The organism is Citrobacter sp. MGH106 (assembly GCF_001037495.1).
Classification (GTDB): domain Bacteria; phylum Pseudomonadota; class Gammaproteobacteria; order Enterobacterales; family Enterobacteriaceae; genus Citrobacter; species Citrobacter murliniae.
In genome coordinates this window covers 2,178,784-2,202,867 of the sequence record NZ_KQ089822.1, presented here as the reverse complement: position 1 = coordinate 2,202,867, position 24,084 = coordinate 2,178,784, and the positions used below count along the sequence as shown (strand labels likewise).

The 24,084-nt window shown below is 50.8% G+C and carries 19 protein-coding genes; 9 read left to right on the top strand and 10 right to left on the bottom strand.

The window, feature by feature from the left end; translation table 11 throughout:
* Positions 1–51: 51 nt before the first annotated feature.
* Positions 52–951 carry an O-acetylserine/cysteine exporter gene (eamA, locus tag SK36_RS10400; protein ID WP_048221479.1) on the top strand — a complete coding sequence of 300 codons (900 nt, stop codon included), beginning with the start codon at positions 52–54 and terminating at the stop codon, positions 949–951.
* Between the two features lie 31 nt (positions 952–982).
* On the opposite strand, the gene marB is transcribed toward eamA, so the two are convergent.
* Genes marB through marR form a run of 3 tightly spaced genes read right to left on the bottom strand, consistent with a single transcriptional unit; the run spans position 983 to position 2,069 of the window.
* On the bottom strand, positions 983–1,201 hold the full coding sequence (marB, locus tag SK36_RS10395; RefSeq protein ID WP_045442728.1) for a multiple antibiotic resistance protein MarB: 219 nt from the start codon (positions 1,199–1,201) through the stop codon (positions 983–985).
* Between the two features lie 31 nt (positions 1,202–1,232).
* Positions 1,233–1,616, bottom strand: coding sequence for an MDR efflux pump AcrAB transcriptional activator MarA (marA, locus tag SK36_RS10390; RefSeq protein ID WP_138140554.1), 384 nt, complete (start codon positions 1,614–1,616; stop codon positions 1,233–1,235).
* A gap of 18 nt (positions 1,617–1,634) precedes the next feature.
* On the bottom strand, positions 1,635–2,069 hold the full coding sequence (gene marR, locus SK36_RS10385) for a multiple antibiotic resistance transcriptional regulator MarR (RefSeq protein ID WP_045442733.1): 435 nt from the start codon (positions 2,067–2,069) through the stop codon (positions 1,635–1,637).
* Positions 2,070–2,326: 257 nt separating this feature from the next.
* Between marR and SK36_RS10380 the strand changes: the two genes are divergently transcribed.
* Complete coding sequence (locus SK36_RS10380; protein WP_045442735.1) at positions 2,327–2,992, top strand: MarC family NAAT transporter; 666 nt, start codon at positions 2,327–2,329, stop codon at positions 2,990–2,992.
* Positions 2,993–3,029: 37 nt separating this feature from the next.
* On the opposite strand, the gene SK36_RS10375 is transcribed toward SK36_RS10380, so the two are convergent.
* Together SK36_RS10375 and ptrR are read right to left on the bottom strand one after the other, a co-directional pair.
* The gene (locus SK36_RS10375; RefSeq protein WP_048221478.1) at positions 3,030–4,223 is read right to left on the bottom strand and encodes a sugar transporter; all 1,194 of its coding nucleotides are present in this window, start codon (positions 4,221–4,223) and stop codon (positions 3,030–3,032) included.
* 291 nt (positions 4,224–4,514) lie between these two features.
* Positions 4,515–5,390: a putrescine utilization regulator PtrR gene (gene ptrR / locus SK36_RS10370; RefSeq protein WP_048221477.1), complete on the bottom strand. Its 876-nt coding sequence runs from the start codon at positions 5,388–5,390 to the stop codon at positions 4,515–4,517.
* 105 nt (positions 5,391–5,495) lie between these two features.
* Between ptrR and sad the strand changes: the two genes are divergently transcribed.
* From sad to SK36_RS10335, 7 genes are all read left to right on the top strand, one after another.
* Positions 5,496–6,884 (top strand): succinate-semialdehyde dehydrogenase, encoded by a 1,389-nt coding sequence (gene sad / locus SK36_RS10365; protein WP_048221476.1) that lies wholly within the window; start codon positions 5,496–5,498, stop codon positions 6,882–6,884.
* A gap of 102 nt (positions 6,885–6,986) precedes the next feature.
* Complete coding sequence (locus tag SK36_RS10360; RefSeq protein WP_048222688.1) at positions 6,987–8,564, top strand: methyl-accepting chemotaxis protein; 1,578 nt, start codon at positions 6,987–6,989, stop codon at positions 8,562–8,564.
* Positions 8,565–8,626: 62 nt separating this feature from the next.
* Positions 8,627–9,553, top strand: coding sequence for a glutaminase B (gene glsB / locus SK36_RS10355; protein ID WP_045442746.1), 927 nt, complete (start codon positions 8,627–8,629; stop codon positions 9,551–9,553).
* Positions 9,553–9,912 (top strand): DUF4186 domain-containing protein, encoded by a 360-nt coding sequence (locus SK36_RS10350; protein ID WP_048221475.1) that lies wholly within the window; start codon positions 9,553–9,555, stop codon positions 9,910–9,912. Before glsB ends, SK36_RS10350 begins: the two co-directional genes overlap by 1 nt.
* Before the next feature lie 80 nt (positions 9,913–9,992).
* Positions 9,993–10,520 (top strand): GNAT family N-acetyltransferase, encoded by a 528-nt coding sequence (locus tag SK36_RS10345; RefSeq protein ID WP_048221474.1) that lies wholly within the window; start codon positions 9,993–9,995, stop codon positions 10,518–10,520.
* A gap of 106 nt (positions 10,521–10,626) precedes the next feature.
* Positions 10,627–12,078, top strand: coding sequence for a tagaturonate reductase (locus SK36_RS10340; RefSeq protein ID WP_048221473.1), 1,452 nt, complete (start codon positions 10,627–10,629; stop codon positions 12,076–12,078).
* A gap of 214 nt (positions 12,079–12,292) precedes the next feature.
* The gene (locus SK36_RS10335) at positions 12,293–13,207 is read left to right on the top strand and encodes a bestrophin family protein (RefSeq protein ID WP_045442753.1); all 915 of its coding nucleotides are present in this window, start codon (positions 12,293–12,295) and stop codon (positions 13,205–13,207) included.
* 8 nt (positions 13,208–13,215) lie between these two features.
* Here SK36_RS10335 and SK36_RS10330 read toward each other — a convergent pair whose 3' ends face one another.
* The 5 genes from SK36_RS10330 to SK36_RS10315 all read right to left on the bottom strand — a co-directional run bounded on the left by SK36_RS10330 (position 13,216) and on the right by SK36_RS10315 (position 23,957).
* A complete protein-coding gene (locus SK36_RS10330) occupies positions 13,216–13,593 on the bottom strand; it encodes a GFA family protein (RefSeq protein WP_045442757.1) in 378 nt (125 codons plus the stop codon).
* Positions 13,594–13,755: 162 nt separating this feature from the next.
* Positions 13,756–14,514, bottom strand: coding sequence for a trans-aconitate 2-methyltransferase (tam, locus tag SK36_RS10325; RefSeq protein ID WP_048221472.1), 759 nt, complete (start codon positions 14,512–14,514; stop codon positions 13,756–13,758).
* Positions 14,515–14,659: 145 nt separating this feature from the next.
* A complete protein-coding gene (locus tag SK36_RS24365; protein ID WP_045442764.1) occupies positions 14,660–14,932 on the bottom strand; it encodes a hypothetical protein in 273 nt (90 codons plus the stop codon).
* Between the two features lie 36 nt (positions 14,933–14,968).
* Positions 14,969–15,145 carry a YnfU family zinc-binding protein gene (locus SK36_RS25240; RefSeq protein WP_223306989.1) on the bottom strand — a complete coding sequence of 59 codons (177 nt, stop codon included), beginning with the start codon at positions 15,143–15,145 and terminating at the stop codon, positions 14,969–14,971.
* 223 nt (positions 15,146–15,368) lie between these two features.
* Positions 15,369–23,957, bottom strand: coding sequence for a glycoside hydrolase family 94 protein (locus SK36_RS10315; RefSeq protein ID WP_048221471.1), 8,589 nt, complete (start codon positions 23,955–23,957; stop codon positions 15,369–15,371).
* Positions 23,958–24,084 lie beyond the last annotated feature (127 nt).

Below are 24,084 nucleotides of genomic sequence, written 5' to 3'. Positions count from 1 at the left end.
TCCGTTACTTTAACTTGTTTACAAAAATTTAATAATTCCAGGGGCGGTAGAATGTCGCGTAAAGACGGGTTGTTGGCGTTACTGGTCGTCGTCGTGTGGGGACTGAATTTTGTCGTCATCAAGGTTGGTCTGCACAATATGCCGCCGTTGATGTTGGCTGGGCTGCGTTTCTTGCTGGTGGCGTTTCCGGCTATTTTCTTTGTGGCGCGCCCCAAAATCCCACTTTCATTGCTGTTCGGTTATGGCCTGACCATCAGCTTTGGGCAGTTTGCGTTTCTCTTTAGCGCCATTAAATTTGGCATGCCCGCGGGACTGGCGTCGCTGGTATTACAGGCTCAGGCTTTTTTTACTATTGTGCTCGGGGCATTCGCCTTTGGTGAGCGTTTACAGGGTAAACAACTGGTTGGGATCGCGCTGGCAGTATTTGGTGTTCTGGTTTTAATAGAAGCCAGCCTGAATGGACAACATGTGGCAATGCTTGGTTTTATGCTGACGCTGGCGGCGGCGCTGAGTTGGGCCTGCGGTAATATTTTCAATAAGAAGATCATGCAGCATACTTCGCGTCCGGCCGTGATGTCGCTGGTAGTGTGGAGTGCGTTGATTCCCGTTATCCCGTTCTTTCTGGCATCGTTGATCCTTGATGGGGCTGATCAAATCGTCCACAGCCTCGTCACGATTGATATGACGACAATTCTCTCGCTGGTCTATCTGGCCTTTGTGGCGACTATTGTGGGTTATGGGATTTGGGGATCGCTACTGGGACGTTATGAGACCTGGCGTGTCGCACCGCTGTCGTTGCTGGTTCCGGTGGTTGGTCTGGCGAGCGCGGCTGTGCTGCTTGATGAAACGCTAAGCGGGTTGCAGCTTATTGGCGCGTTGTTGATTATGGCGGGGCTGTATATCAACGTGTTCGGCTTTCGTTTGCGCAAGATTGTGCAGATGAGGGGCTAAAAAAAGCCCCGCGGTGGCGGGGCAAAACGAATTACAGGCTGCGCATATTGTAGTAAGGCACGCCCAATTCGTCGGACTTATCGCTTCCGGCCCCCATATGGTTGAAATCGAATGGGGACTGTTCCTGCGCAGGGGGCATAATCATCGCGTCACGATTATTTTGTAGCGTAGGCTGCGCAGTTTGTTCCGCCATGCTCTGGCCCGAAACAACAAGCAGCAGGGCCAGCATTGCAGATGACAGAAGTTTCATGATTTCCTCGGTTACGTCGTTTTACAGGCGATTAGCAATTACATTGATTAAGTGGATGCAAATACCGGGATTCGCCGTGCATATTGGTCATACGGTATTTATGCGGTGGGACATCAAAATAGTTTTTAAATGTCCGGGTCAGCGTTTGTTGGGACTCAAAGCCGTAACGCTCCGCCAGGTAAAGGATCGGTTCGTTACTTTCTTTTAATTTTTGCGCTATTTCAGTCATTTTACGGCTGCGGATGTATTGGCCTAATGAATGGCCAGTCTCTTTTTTAAACATCCGTTGCAGGTGCCATTTGGAGTAACCCGAACGCTCAGACACTTTTTCCAGCGAGAGCGGCGATTCAAGGTTATTTTCGATCCAGTCCAAAATGCTATGAATAGTGATTGTGTCAGTATTGCGTCTGGACATCGTCATACCTCTTTCTGTTTACGGCAGGATTTTCTTAAGCAAATGCTCAAGCGTTGTTACTTCGTCCGCCGTTAAGTTTTTTGTTAGTTCCTGGTGCAGGTCTTGCCCTACTAATTGATGACACTGCTCGCAAATTGCCGCGCCATGCTCGGTGAGTTTCACCAGCACGCCTCGCTTGTCATGTGGATTTGGAAGCCTTTCGATCCAGCCCTTACAGGCCAGCCTGTCGAGCATCCGCGTTAAGGCGCCGAGGTCGACAGACAGCACTTTTTTCAATTCGACAGGGGTAATGCACACCGCGCATCGGATGGAGCAGAGCACCTTAAACTGCGATGCAGTGATATCCAGCGGTGACAGATAGTCGTTTAACAAACGATCTTTTTTCTGATTAACCATGTAGATCAAACGACCCAGTGGGATGATTTCGTTGAACAGATCACTGGTGTTTTTCACAATGGTTGCCCTGGCAAGTAGTTAGTCACGGCTGATATTATTGCTTAGGCAAATATAAGTCAAATGAATGGATCAGCGAATGCCACGTTTTGCTAAAGTCGTGGGTGTCGATTGCGGTGTGCTTATTTTTAACATTCTGATAATTATGGCTTATGCGTAAAGACGCAAAATGAATCCTTACATCGCTTAAATGGCTTATCCCTGGTGTTTCACCTTATACTTGCCGTTGACGAATAACGCACAGGAAAGATGATCTTATGATGGACTTGTTTAAAGCAATAGGACTGGGGCTGGTGGTCCTGTTACCGTTGGCAAACCCGTTAACCACCGTGGCGTTGTTCCTTGGCCTTGCCGGCAACATGAACAGCGCGGAGCGTAATCGTCAGTCTTTAATGGCGTCTGTCTACGTGTTTGCCATCATGATGGTGGCGTACTATGCCGGGCAGGTGGTAATGAATACCTTCGGGATTTCGATTCCCGGATTACGTATTGCGGGTGGGTTAATCGTTGCGTTTATCGGCTTCAGAATGCTGTTTCCGCAACAGAAGGCGCACGACTCCCCGGAAGCGAGAAGTAAGTCAGAAGAACTGGAGGATGAACCAACTGCCAACATTGCATTTGTCCCGCTGGCGATGCCAAGCACTGCCGGGCCGGGTACAATTGCAATGATCATCAGTTCGGCCTCTGCCGTGCGTCACGGTTCTGAATTTCCTGACTGGGTGATCATGATTGCACCGCCGATTATATTCGCGGTTGTCGGGATTATTCTCTGGGGGTGTCTGCGCAGTTCTGGCGGCATCATGCGCCTTGTTGGGAAAGGTGGTATTGAGGCCATTTCCCGTCTGATGGGCTTTTTGCTGGTGTGTATGGGCGTGCAGTTTATTATTAACGGTGTGTTGGAAATTATTCAAACCTACCATTAAACAACAGGCCCGATATTCCTGTCGGGCCTGGTTTTCACTACTGCTGAGGCTGTTCTTCCAGCGTAACTGGCCATTTGCGAAATATAATCACCGCCCATATCAGTGCAATAACGGCAGGTAGGGCACCTACGTAGCCAATCGTAGACATTGACCAGTGCAGGCTCACCTGATTTCCCACCAGCGCTCCTGCGCCAATACCAATATTAAAAATACCGGAGAACAGCGCCATGGCAACATCGGTGGCATCCGGTGCCAGCGCCAGCACTTTCACCTGCATCCCCAGACCTATCACCATAATGGCAATACCCCAGAAAATACTCAGTATGGCAAGGTGCATTTCGCTGTCGGCTGCAGGAAGCAACAGTACCAGGCACACCGTCAACAATGCGATGGCACTACCTATCAGCGCGGAGGAGTATTGATTCCCCAGTTTGCCAAAGATAATGCTGCCGATAATGCCAGCCCCGCCCAGAATCAGCAGTAGCACGGTAGCGAAGTTTGCGCTTAGTCCGGCGACGGTCTGAACGAAAGGCTCTATATAGCTGTAAGCGGTGTAGTGCGCGGTGACTACAATAACCGTCAACAGATAGAGGCTCATCAGTGCCGGACGACGGAACAACAGTGGAAGACTTTTTAAAGAACCGGAATGTTCGCTGGGCAGTTTTGGTAGCAGTTTAACCAGACAGACCAGGGTAACAAGTGCGCCCATACCGATAGCGAAGAAGGTGGTGCGCCAGCCAAAATACTGACCGACGATACGCCCGATCGGCAGACCTAACACCATCGCCAGTGCGGTCCCGGTGGCAATCAGGCTCAAAGCCTGCGCACGTTTACCGGCAGGTGCCAGCCGGATGGCCAGCGATGCGGTAATTGACCAGAAAATGGCGTGCGCAAAAGCAATACCAATACGGCTAATAACCAGCACAGTAAAATTCCACGCCAGAAAAGAGAGCACATGACTGGCGATGAACAGAATGAAAAGGCAAATAAGAAGTTTGCGCCGTTCGACCTGGCTGATGAGCAGCATAAAAGGCAGCGACATCAGTGCGACAACCCAGGCATAGATTGTCAACATGATCCCGACCTGAGCGGTCTGCATACCAAAACTTTGCGCGATGTCTGACAGCAAACCAACGGGGACGAACTCAGTGGTATTAAAAATAAAAGCGGCAATTGCAAGCGTAACTACCCGTAGCCACGCGACCTTGCGGGAAACAGTGTTTGTTGTCATATAAATTAGTCGGGTTAGTTGCGAAAAGGTGAGGCCATGATCTTAAAACGTTTACTGGCTAAAATACAAACATTTCGTGATTCAGATCTCGTTTTTTTCCCGTATGTTACAGGCTGGTCACGTTGTAATACGAACAGAAGAAGAGATGAGGTCTAATCATAAAGCCATGATAAGTGACGTTGTCACTTATTCGGTATCGCACATATGACCAGTCTGACGGCAGTTATGGCGGATTCACACGATAAGAGGAGTGAGAATCGCTCCTTGTCATCGCCATTTGACTGACGTCGGTTAATCTGAGTTTTGTGAGAGTTGAGGGGTCAGTACTTCAATGAACGCCTCCAGTTGCCGCGTCATGCCCCCACGACGCCAGACCAGCCAGGTATTCAGCCAACGCCAGTTTTCACTAAGCGGCCAGGCGTTAACCTGATGATGCCCCGGCATACTTTCCAGCATTGAACGCGGTATTAGCGCAATTCCGGCTCCGGCGATGACGCAGGTGAGCATGCCATGATACGACTCCATTTCATGGATTGTGCCAGGCATTGCGCGATCGGCATGAAACCAGCTTTCAAAATGGCGGCGGTATGAGCAATTAGCGCGAAAGGCGTAAATACTGCAACCATTGACGTCGCTGGCCCGATGGATCGGGGCGTGTCCGTGGGGGGTAACAATCATCATCTCCTCACGGTATACCGGCATTCCTTCTAGCCCTGGGTGAGTAATCGGACCGTCAACAAATGCGGCATTCAGCGTACCTTCCAGTACACCGTCCAGCATGGTGCCTGAGGGGCCTGTTGCCAGCGCAAACTGGATTTTGGGGTAGCGTTGATTATATTCCGCCAGTGTTGCAGGGATGCGGACCGCCGCTGTACTTTCAAGCGATCCGAGAGAGAACAGTCCTTGCGGTTCATCCCCGGCGACAACCATTCTCGCTTCTTGCACTAATGCCAGGATCCGCTGGCTGTAGCGTAGAAAGTTATGCCCGGAGGGGGAAAGCCTGAGACGCTGGTTTTCACGAATAAACAGATCGACGCCCAGATCGGCTTCAAGCTGGCGAATACGCGTAGTGAGATTGGATGGCACACGGTGTACCTTTGCGGCCGCCTGCGTAATGCTGCCGGTCTCTGCAACAGCATTGAACATTTCCAGTTGCGTCAGATCCATTGTTTTTCTCTATTCGTGAATGGTGTGGTTAATATTATTCATTTTTCATAAAGAGTAAATACGCTCATGATATAACCATATCCTGCGATAAAGAGAGTAAGACCTATGACCATCACAGCAGCAACACATGCTATTTCCGTCGATCCCTCCAATGGCGAAATATTAACGGCGATGCCGTGGGCCAGTGCTGATGAGATTGCACATGCACTAGACCTTGCAGCACGTGGATTCAATGAATGGAAACTTACGACCGTTGCGTATCGGGCGCAGATGCTACGTAATGTCGGACAGGCACTTCGCCTGCGTGCAGAAGAAATGGCTCAGTGCATTTCGCATGAAATGGGCAAGCCACTCAGACAGGCTCGTGCTGAAGTTGCGAAGTCCGCCGCCTTATGCGACTGGTATGCAGAACATGGTCCGGCGATGCTTAAACCGGAACCAACGCTGGTTGAGAATCAGCAGGCGGTGATTGAGTATCGCCCTTTGGGCACAATTCTGGCGGTAATGCCGTGGAACTTCCCACTCTGGCAGGTCATGCGTGGTGCAGTGCCAGTTTTGCTGGCCGGGAATGGCTATTTGTTAAAGCATGCGCCTAACGTGACCGGATGTGCGGAGATAATCGCGCAGGTGTTTGCTGATGCCGCAATACCTGTTGGCGTCTATAACTGGGTTAATGCAGATAATGCCGGGGTCAGCCAAATGATCAATGACCCACGTATTGCGGCGGTAACGGTGACCGGCAGTGTGCGTGCTGGCGCGGCGATAGGCGCTCAGGCCGGAGCGGCGCTCAAGAAATGCGTGCTGGAGCTTGGCGGTTCCGATCCGTTTATTGTCCTCAATGATGCCGATCTGGATCTGGCTGTTAAGGCCGCTGTAGCAGGGCGTTATCAGAATACCGGACAGGTTTGTGCTGCGGCAAAGCGCTTTATCGTTGAAGAAGGGATTGCGGCAGAATTTACTGAACGTTTTGTGGCAGCTGCCAGTGCGTTAAAGATGGGTTCTCCGTTGAATGAAGAGAATGAACTCGGACCGATGGCTCGTTTTGATCTGCGTGATGAACTGCATCAGCAGGTAGAAGCCTCGCTGGCGCAAGGGGCACGATTGCTACTGGGTGGGGAAAAAATTGCCGGCAAGGGTAACTATTATGCTGTGACGGTACTGGGCGATGTGACCCCTGAAATGACGGCTTTCCGTCAGGAGTTGTTTGGTCCGGTCGCGGCGATCACCGTGGCGAAAAATGCTGAGCATGCGTTAGCGCTCGCCAATGACAGTGATTTTGGTTTGTCGGCAACACTTTTCACCGCTGATGAGGCGCTGGCTCAGGAAATGGCCTCACGTCTGGAGTGTGGCGGTGTGTTTATCAATGGCTTTAGTGCGAGTGATGCACGCGTCGCTTTTGGTGGCGTGAAGAAAAGTGGCTTTGGTCGCGAGCTTTCGCATTTTGGTCTGCATGAGTTTTGTAATGTGCAGACCGTCTGGAAAAACCGTATCTGATCTTACTGGTGCCTCTAAGGGGGCACCTGTCTTATTTCTGCCATGTTTCTGTCATTTACTCTGCGTACACTCGCGTTTAACGCTTTGATACAGAAGAGTATTATGAACTTAATGCAAATTTTTCGTCGCCTTGTTTCCCGTCAGTTTGGTCTGTTAACCGGTATTTTCTGCATTATTACGCTGTTCTCTGTTTTGCAGGTGGCGACTTCGTTAATGCTTTCCGATTCTGTCACTGATGCTCAACATAATGAGCAACGTAATCAATTAGCGCTTTTGCAGCAGGCGAAGGTCGATGAGGCGAGGGTTGCGCTATTGTCCGCCAGCGATTTGCTTAACCGTGCCGGGGTCTATTTTATGCAGGACGCCGCTACTGGCTCGGAGGGGAGTTGGCGCCCGCTAATGGAGGAGGCGTATCGCGCACTGACGCAGTCAAAAAATGCCTGGGATTCCTGGATCAGCATGAACCCTCATCAGGATCCTGAACTGATGACGAGTTATCAGCGCTTTTATAGCGGAATTCAGGAACAGGCGGATGGACTGATGCAAACCAATTCTATTGATGCGTTTTTTGCCGTTCCTGCTCAGGCGTTTCAGACGGATTTTAACGAAAACTATGCACGCTTTCAGAAAGATGGCGGACGGCGAGTTGAAGCCGGGCGGCAGCAACTTTTGACCAGTCTCGAAGGGTTGCAGCATCTTTTTTTATTTATCCCTGTCGTGCTGGTAGTCATTGCGATTCAGGTCTGGTGGGGAATGTCCCGCTGGGTTATCACTCCTTTACGGCAGCTAATAGATCATATTGATATTCTGGCGGCGGGCGATCTTTCCCGGCCGACGCCAGTTGTGAGCCAGTTTAATCGTGAGGTTTCACAGCTAAGCTCACGAATTGATGCAATGCAGCAGGGATTGCGTGTGTTGGTGCAGCAAGTTAATGATGCCACAACATCAATGGTGGGGAATATCAGCCAACTTGCGCAAAGTAATAAGCAGTTGTATCAGCAGTCGGCAAAACAAAGTGAGGAACTGAATTCCGTCACTTCGCATATTTCGTTTCTGGAAACGCATGTGGAAGATAACAGTGGTTTTGCCCAACTGGCTAATCAGCGTGCTGTGCAGGCTCGGGATATCGCTGCTGGTGGCGATCGCATGATGGCAACGGTAAACCAGTCAATGCAGGCTATTGTGGCCCGGTCATCAGAAATGCGTGGAATTATAACGCTTATCGACACTATCGCTTTTCAGACGAAAATTCTGGCGTTAAATGCGGCCATTGAAGCGGCGCACGCCGGGGAGCAAGGGCGCGGGTTTGCGGTAGTTGCAAAAGAGGTTGGATTGTTGGCGCAAAAAAGTAGCCAGTCTACGCAGAATATTCAGGCGTTGATTCATCATTCCTTACTGGGGATTGAAGAGGGGTTCAATGCGGTTAACGTGCTGGATGAGAATTTACATCAGGTTATCTCATTAGTGGAAAACCTGGGGGATTTACTGAATGATATTTCAGGTGCGACCCTCAATCAGGGGAGCAGTATTCATCGGTTGACCAACCAGTTGCAGTCGCTTAACCGTGCTGCCATGCAAACCAGTGAACTGGTGAATGCTGCATCTGAATCGTCCCTGCAACTGCATAATGAATCCCATCAGTTAATGCAGGCCGTTGCCAGATTCCGTCTTCCGGTCTGACGCTGTGTATTCAGCTCTGTTATACTCGCAGGCCTTTCAGACCTGCGAGCAAGGAGCATGTTGTGGCCAGGGCCATGGACAATTCAATTTTAGAGACCATTGTGCAGCAGGTTCGCCCGCTGATTGGTCAGGGTAAAGTCGCTGATTACATCCCCGCATTAGCTTCCGTCGATGGTTCAAAACTGGGCATTGCCATTTGTACCGTTGATGGTCAGCACTATCAGGCGGGCGATGCGCAGGAGCGTTTTTCAATTCAGTCAATTTCGAAGGTGCTCAGCCTTGTCGTGGCGATGCGTCATTATCAGGAAGAGGAGATCTGGCAGCGTGTAGGCAAGGATCCCTCAGGACATCCGTTTAATTCTCTGGTTCAGCTTGAAATGGAACAGGGGATACCACGCAATCCCTTCATCAACGCCGGAGCACTGGTGGTCTGCGATATGCTGCAAGGCCGTCTAAGCGCACCGCGCCAGCGCATGCTTGAAGTCGTTCGGGCGCTTAGTGGCGTTTCGGATATTGCCTATGATGCGACGGTCGCCCGCTCGGAGTTTGAGCATTCGGCCCGCAATGCAGCGATTGCCTGGCTCATGAAATCCTTTGGTAATTTTCACCATGATGTCACTACTGTTCTGCAAAATTACTTCCACTACTGCGCGCTTAAGATGAGTTGTGTGGAGCTGGCGCGTACCTTCGTGTTTTTGGCCAATCAGGGTCATGCCTTTCATCTTAATGAGCCGGTGGTCACGCCACTGCAGGCCCGGCAGATTAATGCACTGATGGCGACCAGTGGTATGTATCAGAACGCAGGTGAATTTGCGTGGCGGGTCGGACTTCCGGCGAAATCCGGCGTCGGCGGTGGAATTGTAGCGATTGTGCCGCATGAGATGGCGATTGCAGTCTGGAGTCCGGAACTGGATCCCGCAGGAAATTCACTGGCAGGGATCGCAGTACTGGAACAGTTAACCCAACAACTGGGGCGCTCAGTTTACTGATGATTTCGCTTGATCCACTTTTTTCCCGACTGGCGAAGTCGACATTTCGTTCACGGTTTCGCCTTGGTGAGAAAGAAAGGCAGTACTGCAGAGATAAAGGTGCGCCGGTTATTGAACAACATGCTGCAGACTTTATTGCTAAACGACTGGCACCGGCATATCCCGTTAATGATGGCAAGCAAACACCGATGCGTGGACACCCGGTGTTTATCGCCCAACATGCCACGGCAACTTGCTGTCGCGGGTGTCTGGCAAAATGGCATGATATTCCCCAGGGACAACCGCTAAGCGCAGAGCAGCAACGTTACGTTGTCACGGTAATTTATCACTGGTTAGTGATCCAGATGAACCAGCCATAGATAACTTAATCCTATGATACGACTCCTTGTGTTGTGCAGATGTTAAACGCAGTATGAAGGAGTCTATCTAAGGAGCATAAATGGTTACCTGTAAACCCTGTTTTATGCTGAGCGCGGATCAGATTCTGAAGAGAATCAATGAGCTTGGCGATATCCTTGAGCTGTGCGTGAATGACGGCGCATCCGTGAGTTTTGTTTACCCCTTTAATCGTGATAAATCGCTGCCTTTCTGGGCCAGCGTTGCGCAAAGCGTTACCCGTGGAGAAAGAATCGTTCTTGTTAGCGAAAATTCGCAGGGAACGCTGGTTGGTACAGTTCAACTCATTATCGATCAACCTGAAAACCAGCCTCATCGTGCCGATGTCGCCAAATTACTGGTACATCCGTCAGCGCGACGTAGCGGTGTTGCCAGGGAATTGATGAATGCGCTTGAGGACTGCGCACGTCAACAACATAAATCGCTGCTGGTACTCGATACAGCTACGGGCAGTGGCGCTGAGTTGTTCTACCACAATTGCGGTTGGCAAAAAGTAGGGGTCATACCTGACTATGCACAAATGCCTGATGGGGCGCTGACCGGGACCACACTTTTCTATAAAACTCTCTAATTTGTCGCCGGGGATTGATCAAAACAGGGTTTCAATGTATTAAAGTTTGCTAACCTATTGGACCAATTCAATCAGGTTGTATGACTAATCAAAAAGGGAACCCATTGTGCAAACACTAAATCGTCGCGATTTTCCCGGTGCTCACTATCCTGAACGTATTATTCAGTTTGGTGAAGGAAACTTCCTGCGCGCCTTTGTTGACTGGCAAGTTGATCTGCTGAATGAGCATACCGATCTGAATTCCGGTGTGGTCATTGTTCGTCCTATCGAAAGTACATTTCCGCCTTCACTGAGCACACAGGATGGTCTCTATACCACAATCATTCGCGGTCTGAATGAAAAAGGAGAGCCCGTTAGCGAGGCGCGTTTAATTCGCTCAGTTAACCGTGAGATCAGCGTCTATAGCGAATACGATGAGTTCCTGAAGCTGGCGCATAATCCTGATATGCGCTTTGTTTTCTCCAACACAACTGAAGCCGGTATTAGTTACCATGCGGGTGACAAATTCGACGATGCACCGGCGGTGAGCTACCCGGCAAAACTGACCCGTCTGCTTTTCGAGCGCTACACCCATTTCGATGGGGCGCTGGATAAAGGCTGGATCATCATTCCTTGCGAGCTGATTGATTACAATGGCGATGCGCTGCGTGATTTGGTGCTGCGTTACGCTCAGGAATGGGAATTGCCAGAAACGTTTGTGCAATGGCTGGATCAGGCAAACGCATTTTGTTCCACGCTGGTGGACCGTATTGTGACCGGTTATCCGCGTGATGAAGTCGCGAAGCTTGAAGCGGAGCTGGGTTATCACGATGCCTTCCTTGATACTGCAGAACACTTTTACCTGTTTGTTATTCAGGGGCCGAAGACATTAGCGTCTGAACTGCGTCTGGATAAATATCCGCTAAATGTGCTGATTGTGGATGACATCAAGCCGTATAAAGAGCGTAAAGTCGCAATTCTGAACGGTGCGCACACCGCTCTGGTTCCGGTGGCCTTCCAGGCTGGCCTGGATACAGTGGGTGAAGCGATGAATGATGCCGAGGTGTGCGCTTTCGTCGAAAAAGCTATCTATGAAGAGATTATTCCGGTACTGGATTTGCCACGTGATGAATTGGCTTCGTTCGCCAGTGCAGTAACGGGGCGTTTCTGTAATCCTTACATCAAGCATCAGTTGCTGTCTATTGCGCTGAACGGTATGACCAAATTCCGCACCCGTATTCTACCGCAGTTGCTGGCAGGGCAGCAGGCCAGCGGCAAACTGCCGGCGCGCCTGACGTTCGCTCTGGCGGCGTTGATTGCTTTTTATCGTGGGGAGCGTAACGGTGAGTCTTACCCGGTTCAGGATGATGCACATTGGATTGAGCGTTTTCAGCAGCTGTGGGCTCAGCATCATGACCGACAGATCAGCACCGCAGAGCTGGTAAAATCCGTTCTGGCTGTAAAAGATCACTGGGAACAGGACCTGACGCAGGTTCCCGGGCTGGTGGAACAGGTTTCTGCCGATCTGGATACGATTCTGGTGAAAGGCATGCGTGAAGCCGTAAAACCGCTTTGCTAATTTGCTGATCCAATAACCCGGCCCTGGCCGGGTTTTTCGTACTGCCTGATTAGTTACAACATACGGATGTTTCTCTTAAATCATACAGTCTGTGACGCTTGTGCTGACTGTTTCTTGCAGTGGTAGAAGTGCGGAATTAACTGTCGGGATGTGCTTGCAACATTGATCACGATCACGTTTAATGGCGCGGCTTTTACATTTTTCGAAGATAACCATGATCGTTCGACCTCAACAACACTGGCTACGCCTGATTTTTGTCTGGCACGGTTCAGTTTTATCCAAGATTTTTTCACGTCTGCTCCTGAATTTCCTGCTCTCCATCGCCGTTATTATCATGCTGCCGTGGTATACGATGCTGGGTATCAAATTTACGCTGGCGCCATTTAGCATCCTGGGCGTCGCAATTGCTATCTTTTTAGGTTTTCGCAACAACGCCTGCTATTCACGTTACGTTGAAGCCCGGCATTTGTGGGGACAGTTGATGATTGCTTCCCGATCGCTGTTGCGCGAAGTGAAAACTACCTTACCGGACGACGGCGAATTGCGGCAATTCGTTAACTTGCAAATTGCGTTTGCGCACTGTTTGCGTATGACTTTGCGCCGGCAGCCACAGTCGGAACCGCTGGTGAAATACCTCAGTGCGACAGATTTGCAGACCGTGTTTGCTTCGCAGTCCCCGGCAAACCGCATCCTGTTGCTGATGGGGGAATGGTTAGCTGTTCGCAGGCGCAGCGGTCAGCTCTCTGATATATTATTCCATAGTTTAAACAATAGGTTAAATGATATGTCAGCGGTACTGGCGGGGTGCGAACGAATTGCGAATACCCCCGTGCCGTTTGCCTACACGTTGATCCTGCATCGTACTGTTTATCTGTTTTGTATCATGCTGCCATTCGCATTGGTGGTGGATCTGCACTATATGACGCCGTTTATCTCAGTGCTTATTTCCTATACCTTTATCTCTCTCGACACGCTGGCTGAAGAACTCGAAGATCCGTTTGGCACGGAGAATAATGATTTGCCGCTCGATGCTATTTGTAATGCGATAGAAATAGATTTGCTGCAGATGAACGATGAAGCGATTGTTCCAGCTAAGCGCATGCCGGATAAGCATTATCAGCTGACGTAAAAGAGATTTCAGTTAACCTCTTTTTGCCACCATGTCGGTTGCATGTCTGTAAAAGAGTGGAACTCCGGAGCAAGATCCGCATCATTCGGATCGTCAAAACCTCCGACTAATAATGCAATGACGGGGGCGTCATCGATGGCGCCCACTGAACTTCCACACTGCTGACAAAAAGCTCTGCTGGACGTATCCGAAGAACGCCACGTCGTTGGCTTACCGGATTTGCCTGTCCATTCCACATTCCCGGCATTAAACTCAATCCATACTACTGTGGGCGCACCCGTATGCTTGCGGCAAATGTCACAGGAGCAGGTATGTGAATTATTGGGGTTGGTGGCAGTAAAACGAATTGAACCGCACAGACAACCGCCAGTGTAGATTTTTGACATGACAACTCTCGCCAGTTAAACGTTTTCAGACACTAGCAGATGAAAGGCTTTACCACTAGATTCTGATCTTAAAAAGGCGAAGGCGCGCATAATCAATAATGAGATCTGGCCTTCTCTGTATTAGCCTCTGTAATAAAGAGGCCAATATCGAATTCAATGAGGTTAAAAATCGCGTCGGGCAACAATAAACAGGCGTGGAAATGCCAGCAGGATATTACCGTTTTCCTGAAGTGGATACTGTTCCTGTAGAAGTTCATGGTAGCGCGCCAGATAATTACGCTGTTCACTTTCACTCAGCTCCTGCAACCATGGGCGTAGCCCCGTCGAGCTGACCCAATCAATAATCGACTGATGTGACTCCATAATGTGGTAATAGGTTGTGCGCCAGATATCCACGTCGCATCCCGCTTCAGTCAAAATGTCATAATAGGCATGCACACCGGGGAGCGGCGTGCGTCCCCGATCGGGATAACCCTGCTCATAGGCCACTTCACGCATCAGGACATGTGTCGGTTCCTGCCAGTTATCTGGCATTTGCACGGCAAGTACTCCGTTGTAGTTCAACAGGGATACCAGTTGTGGGAACAATTCATAGTGGTCAGGAACCCACTGCAGGGAAGCATTCGCGTAAAGCAGATCAAATGACTGTTCCGGCCGAAACTTGCTGATATTGGCTTCAACAAAGTGGCAGTCTGGCAGCGCTTTACGCGCTTCATTAAGCATGTTAGGTGATGAATCCACCCCGATGATTCTGGCCGATGGCCAGCGCTGATGCAGCAACGTCGTGCTGTTTCCCGGACCACAGCCCAGATCGACGACTGTACGTGCATTTTCTAACGCCACTCTGCTCAGTAATTCTGCCGCAGGTCTTGTACGTTCGCTGGCGTATTGCAGATAGAGCGAGGGGTTCCAGTCGGCCATGTTTGATTCTCCTGTATGGGATGGAGTCGGTCTGAATCCAGAGCAGGCTGCTGCTCTTTAAGATTACGACATAATGGCCGATCATTACGTGTATTAACCGCAAATTTCTCGTAGAGCATCAATTATTCTTGTGCTAATGGATATATTAATAATATTCAAGCAATTGCCGTCCAGATTCGTCTTCTTCAAGATATTCAAAGGAGAGAAGACGAATTTTGGTATGGTTATAAAACCATTCGTTCTCGTTTCGTTGAATAATGTCCCCAGTTTTGAAACATATGCCGGATGCTGCCCGCACGATTGCATATTTCCCATTATTAAACATAACTCTGTGGATACAAAAGGGTTGGCTGGCTTCTCCTAACAGTCGGTTGGCAATGATATCACCTTCAATAAAAACAGCTTTTCTGGTTTTCATAAGCTTTACCTTTAACTTTCAGGATTGGAATGCCTGTTAACCACCAATGCACCAGCATTCTGACGGGCGAAATAGCAGCCCGCAGGCAGGGCACTCCAGAACAGCATCCTTGCGCATTTTCCCGGCTTTTTGATCTGCTATGTGGGCACATACCGGACAGGTTACGTGTACGGGTCTTTCTTTGAATTGTCTGAGTCCATCTGTGTAAGACATAAATTAATGCTCTGTAGAATGTATTATTAATTATACGCCTTTGTTTAATAATATTTGATTTATGTTGTGTATATTTAATCCAGTGCTTGAGTTTCTTCTGGCAATGCAATGCAATGCAAGCAAAAAAAGAAGAGAGGATAAATCGCGATGCAGACCGCGTTTGATGTTCTCAGAGATAGTCAGCGCATTAACGGCAGACGTTAATGCGCATATTTAACGAGCTTCAGTTTTGAAGGATATCAACAGTATGAGATTGTCCATCATCCCACAGCGAGATTCTGTCATCAGGTAGAAGAACGCCATCCAGTATGACCTGGTATTCGCCATCACCGCGCGAAACGGTGATGTAATACTCACTGTTGCCATGCTGGTAGGTCATGCTTAAAGATGGCCAACCATCCGGCAATTGAGAATGAATGGTCAAAACCGTACCGGAACGTTTTATCCCCAGCAGTTCCTCTGTTAGCAGGCGGTATGCCCAACCTGCAGAACCGGTATACCAACTCCATCCCGCACGCCCGGTATGGGGCGCGATGCTGTAAACATCCGCACTCATGACATACGGTTCGGCTTTATAGATTTCTACTCCGTTTGCACTCAACGTGTGGTTTATTGGATTTATCATTGACCACAACTGCCACGCACGCGATGTATTGCCCATTCGGGCAAATGCCATCACTGCCCAGATGGCACCATGTGTATACTGTCCACCGTTTTCTCGCACGCCTGGCAGATAACCCTGAATGTAACCCGGATTAGGCCCGTGACCATCGAAAGGGGGGGTTAACAGTTTAATCAACCCGGCATCGTTATCGACCAGGTGCTTATCCAGTGCCAGCATGGCCCGCGCACTATGGTCCGGGCTGGCTGCCCCGGACAATACGGACCAGCTTTGCGCAATCGCATCAATCCGGCAATCCTGAGAGGCTTTCGATCCCAGCGGAGTCCCATCGTCAAAATATCCTCGCCGGTACCATTCGCCATCCCAGGCTGAGGACTCGAGATTTTTTTGCAGGAGCAGGGCCTGCGTACGGCACATCGACGCGACAGTGGTATCCTGACGTTGTTCCGCCACTCCTGCGAAGCGCTGCAAAATATCGTACAGGAAGAATCCAAGCCAGACGCTTTCACCTTTGCCTTCAATGCCGACCCGGTTCATCCCGTCATTCCAGTCCCCGGCCCCGATGAGCGGCAGGCCATGCGGCCCAAACTGTAGCCCATGCTGAATGGCTTTTACGCAGTGTAACCACAGCGTTTCTTTTGTGTCACTGATGACAGGGGTATCGTAGACAGACTCTTCCCGGGGAGGGATCGGGCGGCCTTCCAGATACGGGATTGCCAGTTCCAGCACATTCATATCTCCCGTCGCTTCTACATAGTGGCAAACAGCGAGCGGGAGCCAGAGATAGTCATCCGAACAATGTGTACGCACACCATTGCCGTGAGGTGGATGCCACCAGTGTTGCACATCTCCCTCAGCAAACTGCCTTGAGGCACAAAGCACAATTTGTTCGCGCAGACGTTCTGGTTCAGCATGGCTCAGAGCCAGCGTATCCTGCAACTGGTCGCGAAAACCAAATGCGCCGCCGGACTGATAATAACCACTACGCGCCATCAGACGACAGGCGATTGTCTGGTATAGCAGCCAGCCATTTACCAGCAAGTTAACGGTGGTATCAGGTGTGTGAACCTCGATTTTGTCCAGCACGCTGTGCCAGTAACTGTGTACCTTGTTCAACTCCTGGCGGGCGACTTCTTCATCCAAATAACGGGCGATTGTCACCTGGGCCTGAGCCTGGGTTTCCTCTGCGCCAAGAACAAAAATAAAGGTTCGCTGGTCACCATCAATTAATGTGGTCGCAGACTGTACCGCGCCACATGGATCCAGCCCGGCACCTGTTTTTCCTGAGAGCCTGCGTAATTTTATGGCTGCCGGGTAATGCAGGGAACCATTGCGGCCAATAAACTCACGGCGATCGCCTGTCAGTGAACAATGAGGGCCGCTGACGGCGAAAAAGGCGGTACGTTCATTACCGTTGGCACCGTAAAAATTATTGGCCATCACGCCGCAGCCATCCGGGATATTCGCAGAATGCGTCACAATATGCAGGGCCGATCGGGTTCGCGATTCCCCCAAAGCCCATTCCACATAGCCGGTAACGGACAGTTTACGCGTGCGCCCCGAATTGTTGCTGAGCGTCAGGATCGCCAGTTTGACGGGCTCCAGTTCAGCGACAAGTATCGTCAACTCACTGTCTATACCACTTTCACGATGAGAAAATACGCTGTAGCCGAAGCCGTGACGGGTCAAATAATCACCCTGACCGCGTAGCGGTAACGTGGTCGGTGACCAGCAGGCACCGCTTTCTTCATCGCGCAGATAAAATGCTTCACCGCTGCGGTCGCTGACCTGATCGTTTTCCCACGGTGTTAACCGGTATTCATGCGCATTCTCATACCAGCTGTAGGCTTGTCCGGCTTCCGAGATTACGCTACCAAAACGGGCGTTTGCCAGTACGTTGGACCAGGGGGCTGGAGGGGGCGCATTTTCCCTGAGTACAATCTGATACTCACGACCGTCCTGAGAAAACCCGCCGTAACCGTTGAAGTGGCGTAACTGACTGGTATCCGGTGTCCAGTCACTGTGTTGATTGTTCCGAACCGTAGTGTGGGGAATCAGTGGCCTGGCCAGAATTTTGGTTGTATGGATCCGCTGGTTGAGCTGTTCACTAATTCCACCCGCGCGGTCATCAAGGTACAAACAGGCCACACTCATTAGAAGCTGTTTATCCTCGGCGCTCAGATGCTCACCATTACGCACAAAAATCCCGCCGGATTTATCTACCAGATTTGCTTCTGACCCGGCATAAATTAAATCCATGATCTTATTTTGCAGGGTCTGTTGGTAGCCTCCTGGGCTGTTATTCATAATAACCAGATCCACTTCCAGACCTTTCAGCCGCCAGTAGCGATGCGCCTGAATAAGCGTGGTCACCGTGTCGATACTCTCTTCGCTGACGATACTGAGCAGGACAATCGGCAGGTCGCCGGAAATCGCCCAACCCCACAGGCCAGACTGACCCCGACGGTTACGGCTGATTACCTGGCTGTCGGCGCGTAATTCCTGGCAGGGGTAAAGCACCGCACTGGCGAGGCGATTAAATAGCGAAGCATCATCTTCACTGGCGTTCATCTGGCGTAATACCACCAGGCTGTGAGACCAGGCGACTTCGAAGACGCGATCAGCGATGGGGCGATCGCGATATTTTTCCAGCAGGGCCAGGCTTTGCTGACGACTTGCGCTGATGCCATAGACGATATCAACTGTCACTGGTTGTCCAGGTTGTAACGTAATTGTATGGCGTATTGCCAGAATGGGATCCAGCACTGACCCTGAGGTATTACTGAGTGGTCCATTTAAGCCAGTGGCAAACGCATTGGCCGGATTTCTGCCGCGCCCAAGAAATTTCGCTCTGTCGGTTTCAAACGAAGCGCCTTTATGGTTATCACCACGCACGACCATCATGTGAAACAGGCAGGGACTCTGTTCGTCCGGCGAGCGCGGACGCCTGTGACAAAGGATGGCGTCACGGTCATTATCAAGCTCGGTCTGGATAAATAAATTACTGAATGCAGGATGCGCCAGATCGCTTGCATCAGGTGCCAGTACCACTTCGGCATAGGTGGTTAGTTCGAAGGTTCTTGGCTGGCGACCACGATGTACCAGCGTCAGTCTGCGAAGCTCAATATCATCCTCCGGAGAGACCACAACCTGTGTTCTGACGCTCACTGTGCCGAAATTGCGTCTGAATTCTGCGCCGGCATCGGTAAAAATAACTTCATCACGGCTATCACCATTACTGACAGTTGGCTGCCAGGTATTGCTCCATACTTCTTCGGTCTGCGGATCGCGGATATAGCAAAATGCCCCCCAGTTATCCCGGGTGCTATCGCTGCGCCAGCGGGTGAGGGCAATATCGTTCCAGCGACTGTACCCTCCGCCGCCAGCGGTTAACATCAGATGGTAATGGCTGTTAGACAACAGCTGGACCTCGGGTACCGGACTGTCCACGTCGGTGAAAACACGCGGTTCATAGCGAACCGGTTTAACTCTTCCTTCATGAGATTCAAAATGACGGCGCGGGCTATAGAGATCGACTGCATCCGGTACGCGCTCCTGTAACAGCAGGCTTGCTGACTGGAAAGCGGTACTCGACATGAACCGGTCTGCCATTGGAGCATTAAGCAACACGTGGGCCAGTGCCTGGAATGCCATTCCCTGATGGTGCGCCATCCAGGACTGCACGATGGCATACAGTTGTCCGGTGGCGAGGCGTGATGGCGTATAGTCCAGCGCTTCATAGAAACCGTATTCGCCGCGCGCACCGTTTTTTTCCAGTTCGAGCAGATTCTCACAGGCTTTCTGTGGCGCAATCATCAGAGCCAGTAATGTGGCATAGGGGGCAACGACCATATCGTCAGCCAGCCCGCGTCTCAGACCCAGGCCAGGTACGCCAAACGCCTGATACTGATAATTATGCTGAACATCAAAAGCATGATAACCCGACTCTGACACGCCCCATGGCACACCGCGCTCTTTACCCCAGTCTATCTGGCGCTTAACCGCAGACTGGCTCATCTCATCAAGCAGACAGCCGGGCCAGGCAGGCATAACCAGATTCGGCATAAGATATTCAAACATCGAGCCGCTCCATGACATCAATGCGGTTTCATTGTCGATGGTAGTAAACAGTCGTCCCAGGGCATACCAGCTTTTGAGCGGCAGTTGGTTAGTCGCAATGGCGAGAAAACTGGTCAGACGGATTTCAGAGGGCAGGAGGTCATAGTGACTTTTATCCAGCGTATTGGTATCGCCGTTGTAGCCGACGCTGAGCAGATTGGTTGTTTCACTATAAAGGAAGGTGAAATCCATTTGCGCATGGTCGTTCAGTCGTTGCTCCAGTTCAGTGATAATGTCCAGTCTCATGCGTGCCAGGGTGATAGCCGAAGCAGGAGGCGTGCCTTCCCCGGTATGCTTCGCACGGGCAATCCAGCTCAGTGTCGGCAGCGTAGTGGTGTCATACGATGGCGGTAACCAGCCGAGCAAATGTGACCATTCATGACATACCTGAACCAGTTGATGCTCCAGATGCTCTGCCCAGCGCACCACAAGATGACTCTCTTGCTGGCACTGAGCTGTCAGATGATTACACTGGGCGCGCATTTTTTTAAGTTCACTGAACAACTGTACCGGAGGCAATGACATCGCGCTGAGGCAATGTTTGCGCAGCAGTCGCATACCGGTTGGCGTATTCTGTCCCCAATGCATCTCCAGAATAGCCATTGTGTCGTTCAACCCGGCCAGTATCTGCTCGCAGTTTAAAACCGGCTGATGACGCATAGTGGTCAGACCTTCGCGCAGAGTCAGTAAATGGCCTGCCATATTGCCGCTGTCAACGCTGGAGATATAACGTGGGCTGAGAGGCGCCAGCGTTCGGGTGTCATACCAGTTGTACAAATGACCGCGGAAGTGCTCCATTTTATCCAGCGTATCGAGAGTGAGCGTCACACGTTGTAAGACTTCGCCACCAGGCAGATAACCAAAATCCCAGGCCGTCAGGTTGGCCAGCAGAGAAAGGCCAATGTTAGTGGGAGAAGTGCGATGCGCGATTGTCGGTTGCGGTATTTCCTGGTAATTATCAGGTGGAAGCCAGTTCTCCTGCTCTGTAGCAAACGTTTCAAAAAAGGCCCATATTTCGCGGCTCGTCTGGCGTAACAACTGTTTTTGTTCCTGATTCGGTGAGAATGTTTTACGTACAGGCTGTCGGCTTAACCAGCTTAACAGCAGGGGAGTCAGACACCACGCTACGCTGACGAGTAGCGCAACGGTCAGAAGCAGTGGAGCAAAATGTGCCGTCAGAGCTGCAAAGGTCACACCGCTTGCCACATTCATCCACATCGCCCGATAAAAACGAAAAACTGAGATATGGGATTGCTGATTATCCGGGCTGTGGCTGGTCCACTGGTTGAGATTTTGGTGACTGATACCGAGGCGCCAGAGCGTCACGCCAATCGCGTACAGCGAATATCCGGCTTCATGCGGTAATAACAAAAAGTTCAACCCGATGCTGGAAAGGCGCTTTAGTGCTCCGGCCGCGACCAGCAAGAGATGTTGTCTTAACGGACGGCGAAGAGGTTTATGCAGCAGATCGTAAGTGATGCTCAACATTGCAGGCAGCAGCCATACCAGTGCCAGCACGCCAAGCCAGTAAAACGGATTGGGTACCAAAAGCACGGAGGAAAACAGCAGTGCCAGCATAGAGGGGGCTACCAGGCTGCGACGCAAATTATCGAATAGTTTCCAGTATGATAGTGCGGATAACGGGTTTTTTCCCCGGCTTCCATCTGCCTTTCTGACGCGAAGTTTTAGCCAGTTCAGCAGTTGCCAGTCGCCACGGATCCAGCGGGTGCGGCGTGCAACGTCCGACAGATAGTTGTTCGGATACTGCTCATAGAGCAAAACCTCACTCAGTAGTCCGGAACGGGCATAGCATCCTTCCAGTAAATCATGGCTGAGGACCAGATTTTCCGGGCAGGTGTTGGTTGTGGCCTGGACAAAGGTATCGACATTATAAATGCCCTTGCCGACGAACGATCCTTCTCCAAAGAGATCCTGATAGATATCTGAAGACATCATTGAATAGGGGTTATTACCCGGAACGCTGCTGCGCATGGCGGCATAGCGTCCCTGGCCATTTCGTGGCATCTCTTCCGCCAGTCCGGGTTGTAAAATTCCGTATCCCTTAACGACTCTTTGACGCTGCGGATCATACTCTGGTCGATTCAGCGGGTGCGCCATCGTCGCGATCAGCTTATGTGCAGTATCGCGTGGCAGAACGGTATCGCTGTCCAGGGTAATGACATATTTAATGTGCCGTGGTAACAAATGGGCGGGCATGTCTGCCACGCTGGAAAATTGTGTTGTGGGATGGCGTAACCAGGAGTTCAGTGATGCCAGTTTGCCGCGCTTACGTTCATAACCCATCCACACACCTTGAGTGGGATTCCATTCAGGTTTTCGGTGCAGCAAATAAAAGCGCGGACGGCTGGCAGGATAGCGCTGGTTTAGCTCCTGCGTCTCTGCGATTGCCAGGTTTAACAGGTCGCTGTTACCTTCAGTATTTTCAAGTGTGGAGTCTGCAAAATCGGTAAGAAGGGCAAAGCAGAGGTTTTTATCCTGATTGCCGAGCCAGCACACTTCAAGACTGGTGAGCAGTTTGCTGATACTTTCATGGCGGGTCAGCATACAGGGAATAACCACCATTGTGGCGCAATCATCGGGGATCCCGGTTGAAAAATCCATCCGTGGCAGCGGGCGAGGGATTCGAAAACGTGTCGTCGCCTCGCTCAGCAGATCGCTCACTAACTGGCTGACAGCCACAATTAACGGCGATGCCATAGCGATTAGCAACCATCCCATTCCCTGCAGCGCCGTATCGTGCAATATAGCGGCTGTTGTTGCCGTGGTCAGCAGGCTCAGGCTACCCAGCCAGGACAGCAGGGGGATTTTATTGAAACTGTGCCGCAGGCGTATGAGTCCAGGTGTGTCAGCCGACAGTTGAATTTCCAGTTTCTGGCGTCCTTCACCTGCCAGATAATAGCCAATATGATGACCGGGCGTTTCGGGCTCCGCTTCCTGAGAAAGCAAGAGCACTCGGTTGGCCACTTCCAACTCACTGAAGTGACTGTCTCGCGCCAGAATTTCAATAACATGGCGGTAATGATCCCGTGTATCAAAGTGCATTCTGGAATAAATGGCAGCAGGATCAAGACGTAACGTCTGTTCAACCACGCTTATCGTCTCGACAAAATCTGCCCAGTTAGTTTCGCTCAGTAATCGTAAACCGGCGATGCTGTTACTGACAGAAAGCTGACTGGCAGCAAGCTGTTGATTGAAGCTATGAATTAGCTCATCGGTAGTGACACCCTGTTCAGCCAGGCGCTGCTCAACCCAGGTCAAAGGTAACGCCAGTGCATTACCATGTCCCTGCAGACGACGGACCAGTTCTGCGACAAATGCACTACTCAACGGTGGGCGTGAGCGCGCCATATCGGCAATCACCAGGATTAAATCTGCAGGGGCGTTCTCCGCACACTCGAAAATCCGTGTTATCCAGCTATCTGCCAGGCTACGTTCTTGCTGCGCCTTAACGACTTCCATACTGACGCGACGCAGGTTTTCAATCAGGGCCAGTCGCAACATACCCGGTAAAGCCCAGACTTCCCCTAATGTTAGCGGTGTCACCTGTTGGTAGGCTGAGATATAGCTGGTCATGCTGGCGGTATCCCAGCGTCCGTCGCCATGCGCAATTGCCTCTGACGCTACATCGTATATGCGCGGGCAATTATGGGGAGATGTCAGAGAAGGAAGGCCTTTGCCGAAGCTTTTCGGCAAGTGCTGGCGAACGATACGGATTTGTTCCTCAATCAGATAGTAGTTGTCCAGTAACCACTCTCCGGCGGGCATAATGCTGTTTTTTTTCCCTGCATTAAGCTCATAGCAGTTTTGCGTGATCACGGCTTCATTATCACCAAGACGTTTGAGCAAATAGTAAGGCAGTTTGTCCGGTGATAATTTATGTGTGCGTGCAAGCTTTTGACCGTATCGTTCCATCTGAGGCGTCGAAAACAGCTCTGAACGCAGGTTATTATTATTGTCAGCGGTAGGATCATTAGCCGGAAACGAAACATGTCCGGAGGTATTCGTCAGGATTCGGGAGCGGCTAAACCACGCCCTGGGGTTCATTTTCATAGCGTTGCTCTGATGCGACATAGCGCGCAAGAGCAGTTGCGAAATCAGTTCAGAAACGTTCTCTCAGGATGGGCGTAAGGCATCAGGGATTTAACAGCTGCTGGTGTATGTCTAAGTATAGAACATC

What these genes read in the sequence shown, in the direction of transcription:
- sad (WP_048221476.1), top strand. Translation starts at nt 5,496, where the DNA reads ATGACCATCACAGCAGCAACACATGCTATTTCCGTCGATCCCTCCAAT.
- SK36_RS10360 (WP_048222688.1), top strand. Translation starts at nt 6,987, where the DNA reads ATGAACTTAATGCAAATTTTTCGTCGCCTTGTTTCCCGTCAGTTTGGT.
- SK36_RS25240 (WP_223306989.1), bottom strand. Translation starts at nt 15,145, where the DNA reads ATGTCTTACACAGATGGACTCAGACAATTCAAAGAAAGACCCGTACAC.
- SK36_RS10350 (WP_048221475.1), top strand. Translation starts at nt 9,553, where the DNA reads ATGATTTCGCTTGATCCACTTTTTTCCCGACTGGCGAAGTCGACATTT.
- SK36_RS10345 (WP_048221474.1), top strand. Translation starts at nt 9,993, where the DNA reads ATGGTTACCTGTAAACCCTGTTTTATGCTGAGCGCGGATCAGATTCTG.
- tam (WP_048221472.1), bottom strand. Translation starts at nt 14,514, where the DNA reads ATGGCCGACTGGAACCCCTCGCTCTATCTGCAATACGCCAGCGAACGT.
- SK36_RS24365 (WP_045442764.1), bottom strand. Translation starts at nt 14,932, where the DNA reads ATGAAAACCAGAAAAGCTGTTTTTATTGAAGGTGATATCATTGCCAAC.
- SK36_RS10330 (WP_045442757.1), bottom strand. Translation starts at nt 13,593, where the DNA reads ATGTCAAAAATCTACACTGGCGGTTGTCTGTGCGGTTCAATTCGTTTT.
- eamA (WP_048221479.1), top strand. Translation starts at nt 52, where the DNA reads ATGTCGCGTAAAGACGGGTTGTTGGCGTTACTGGTCGTCGTCGTGTGG.
- SK36_RS10375 (WP_048221478.1), bottom strand. Translation starts at nt 4,223, where the DNA reads ATGACAACAAACACTGTTTCCCGCAAGGTCGCGTGGCTACGGGTAGTT.
- marB (WP_045442728.1), bottom strand. Translation starts at nt 1,201, where the DNA reads ATGAAACTTCTGTCATCTGCAATGCTGGCCCTGCTGCTTGTTGTTTCG.
- SK36_RS10380 (WP_045442735.1), top strand. Translation starts at nt 2,327, where the DNA reads ATGATGGACTTGTTTAAAGCAATAGGACTGGGGCTGGTGGTCCTGTTA.
- SK36_RS10335 (WP_045442753.1), top strand. Translation starts at nt 12,293, where the DNA reads ATGATCGTTCGACCTCAACAACACTGGCTACGCCTGATTTTTGTCTGG.
- ptrR (WP_048221477.1), bottom strand. Translation starts at nt 5,390, where the DNA reads ATGGATCTGACGCAACTGGAAATGTTCAATGCTGTTGCAGAGACCGGC.
- marA (WP_138140554.1), bottom strand. Translation starts at nt 1,616, where the DNA reads ATGTCCAGACGCAATACTGACACAATCACTATTCATAGCATTTTGGAC.
- SK36_RS10315 (WP_048221471.1), bottom strand. Translation starts at nt 23,957, where the DNA reads ATGAAAATGAACCCCAGGGCGTGGTTTAGCCGCTCCCGAATCCTGACG.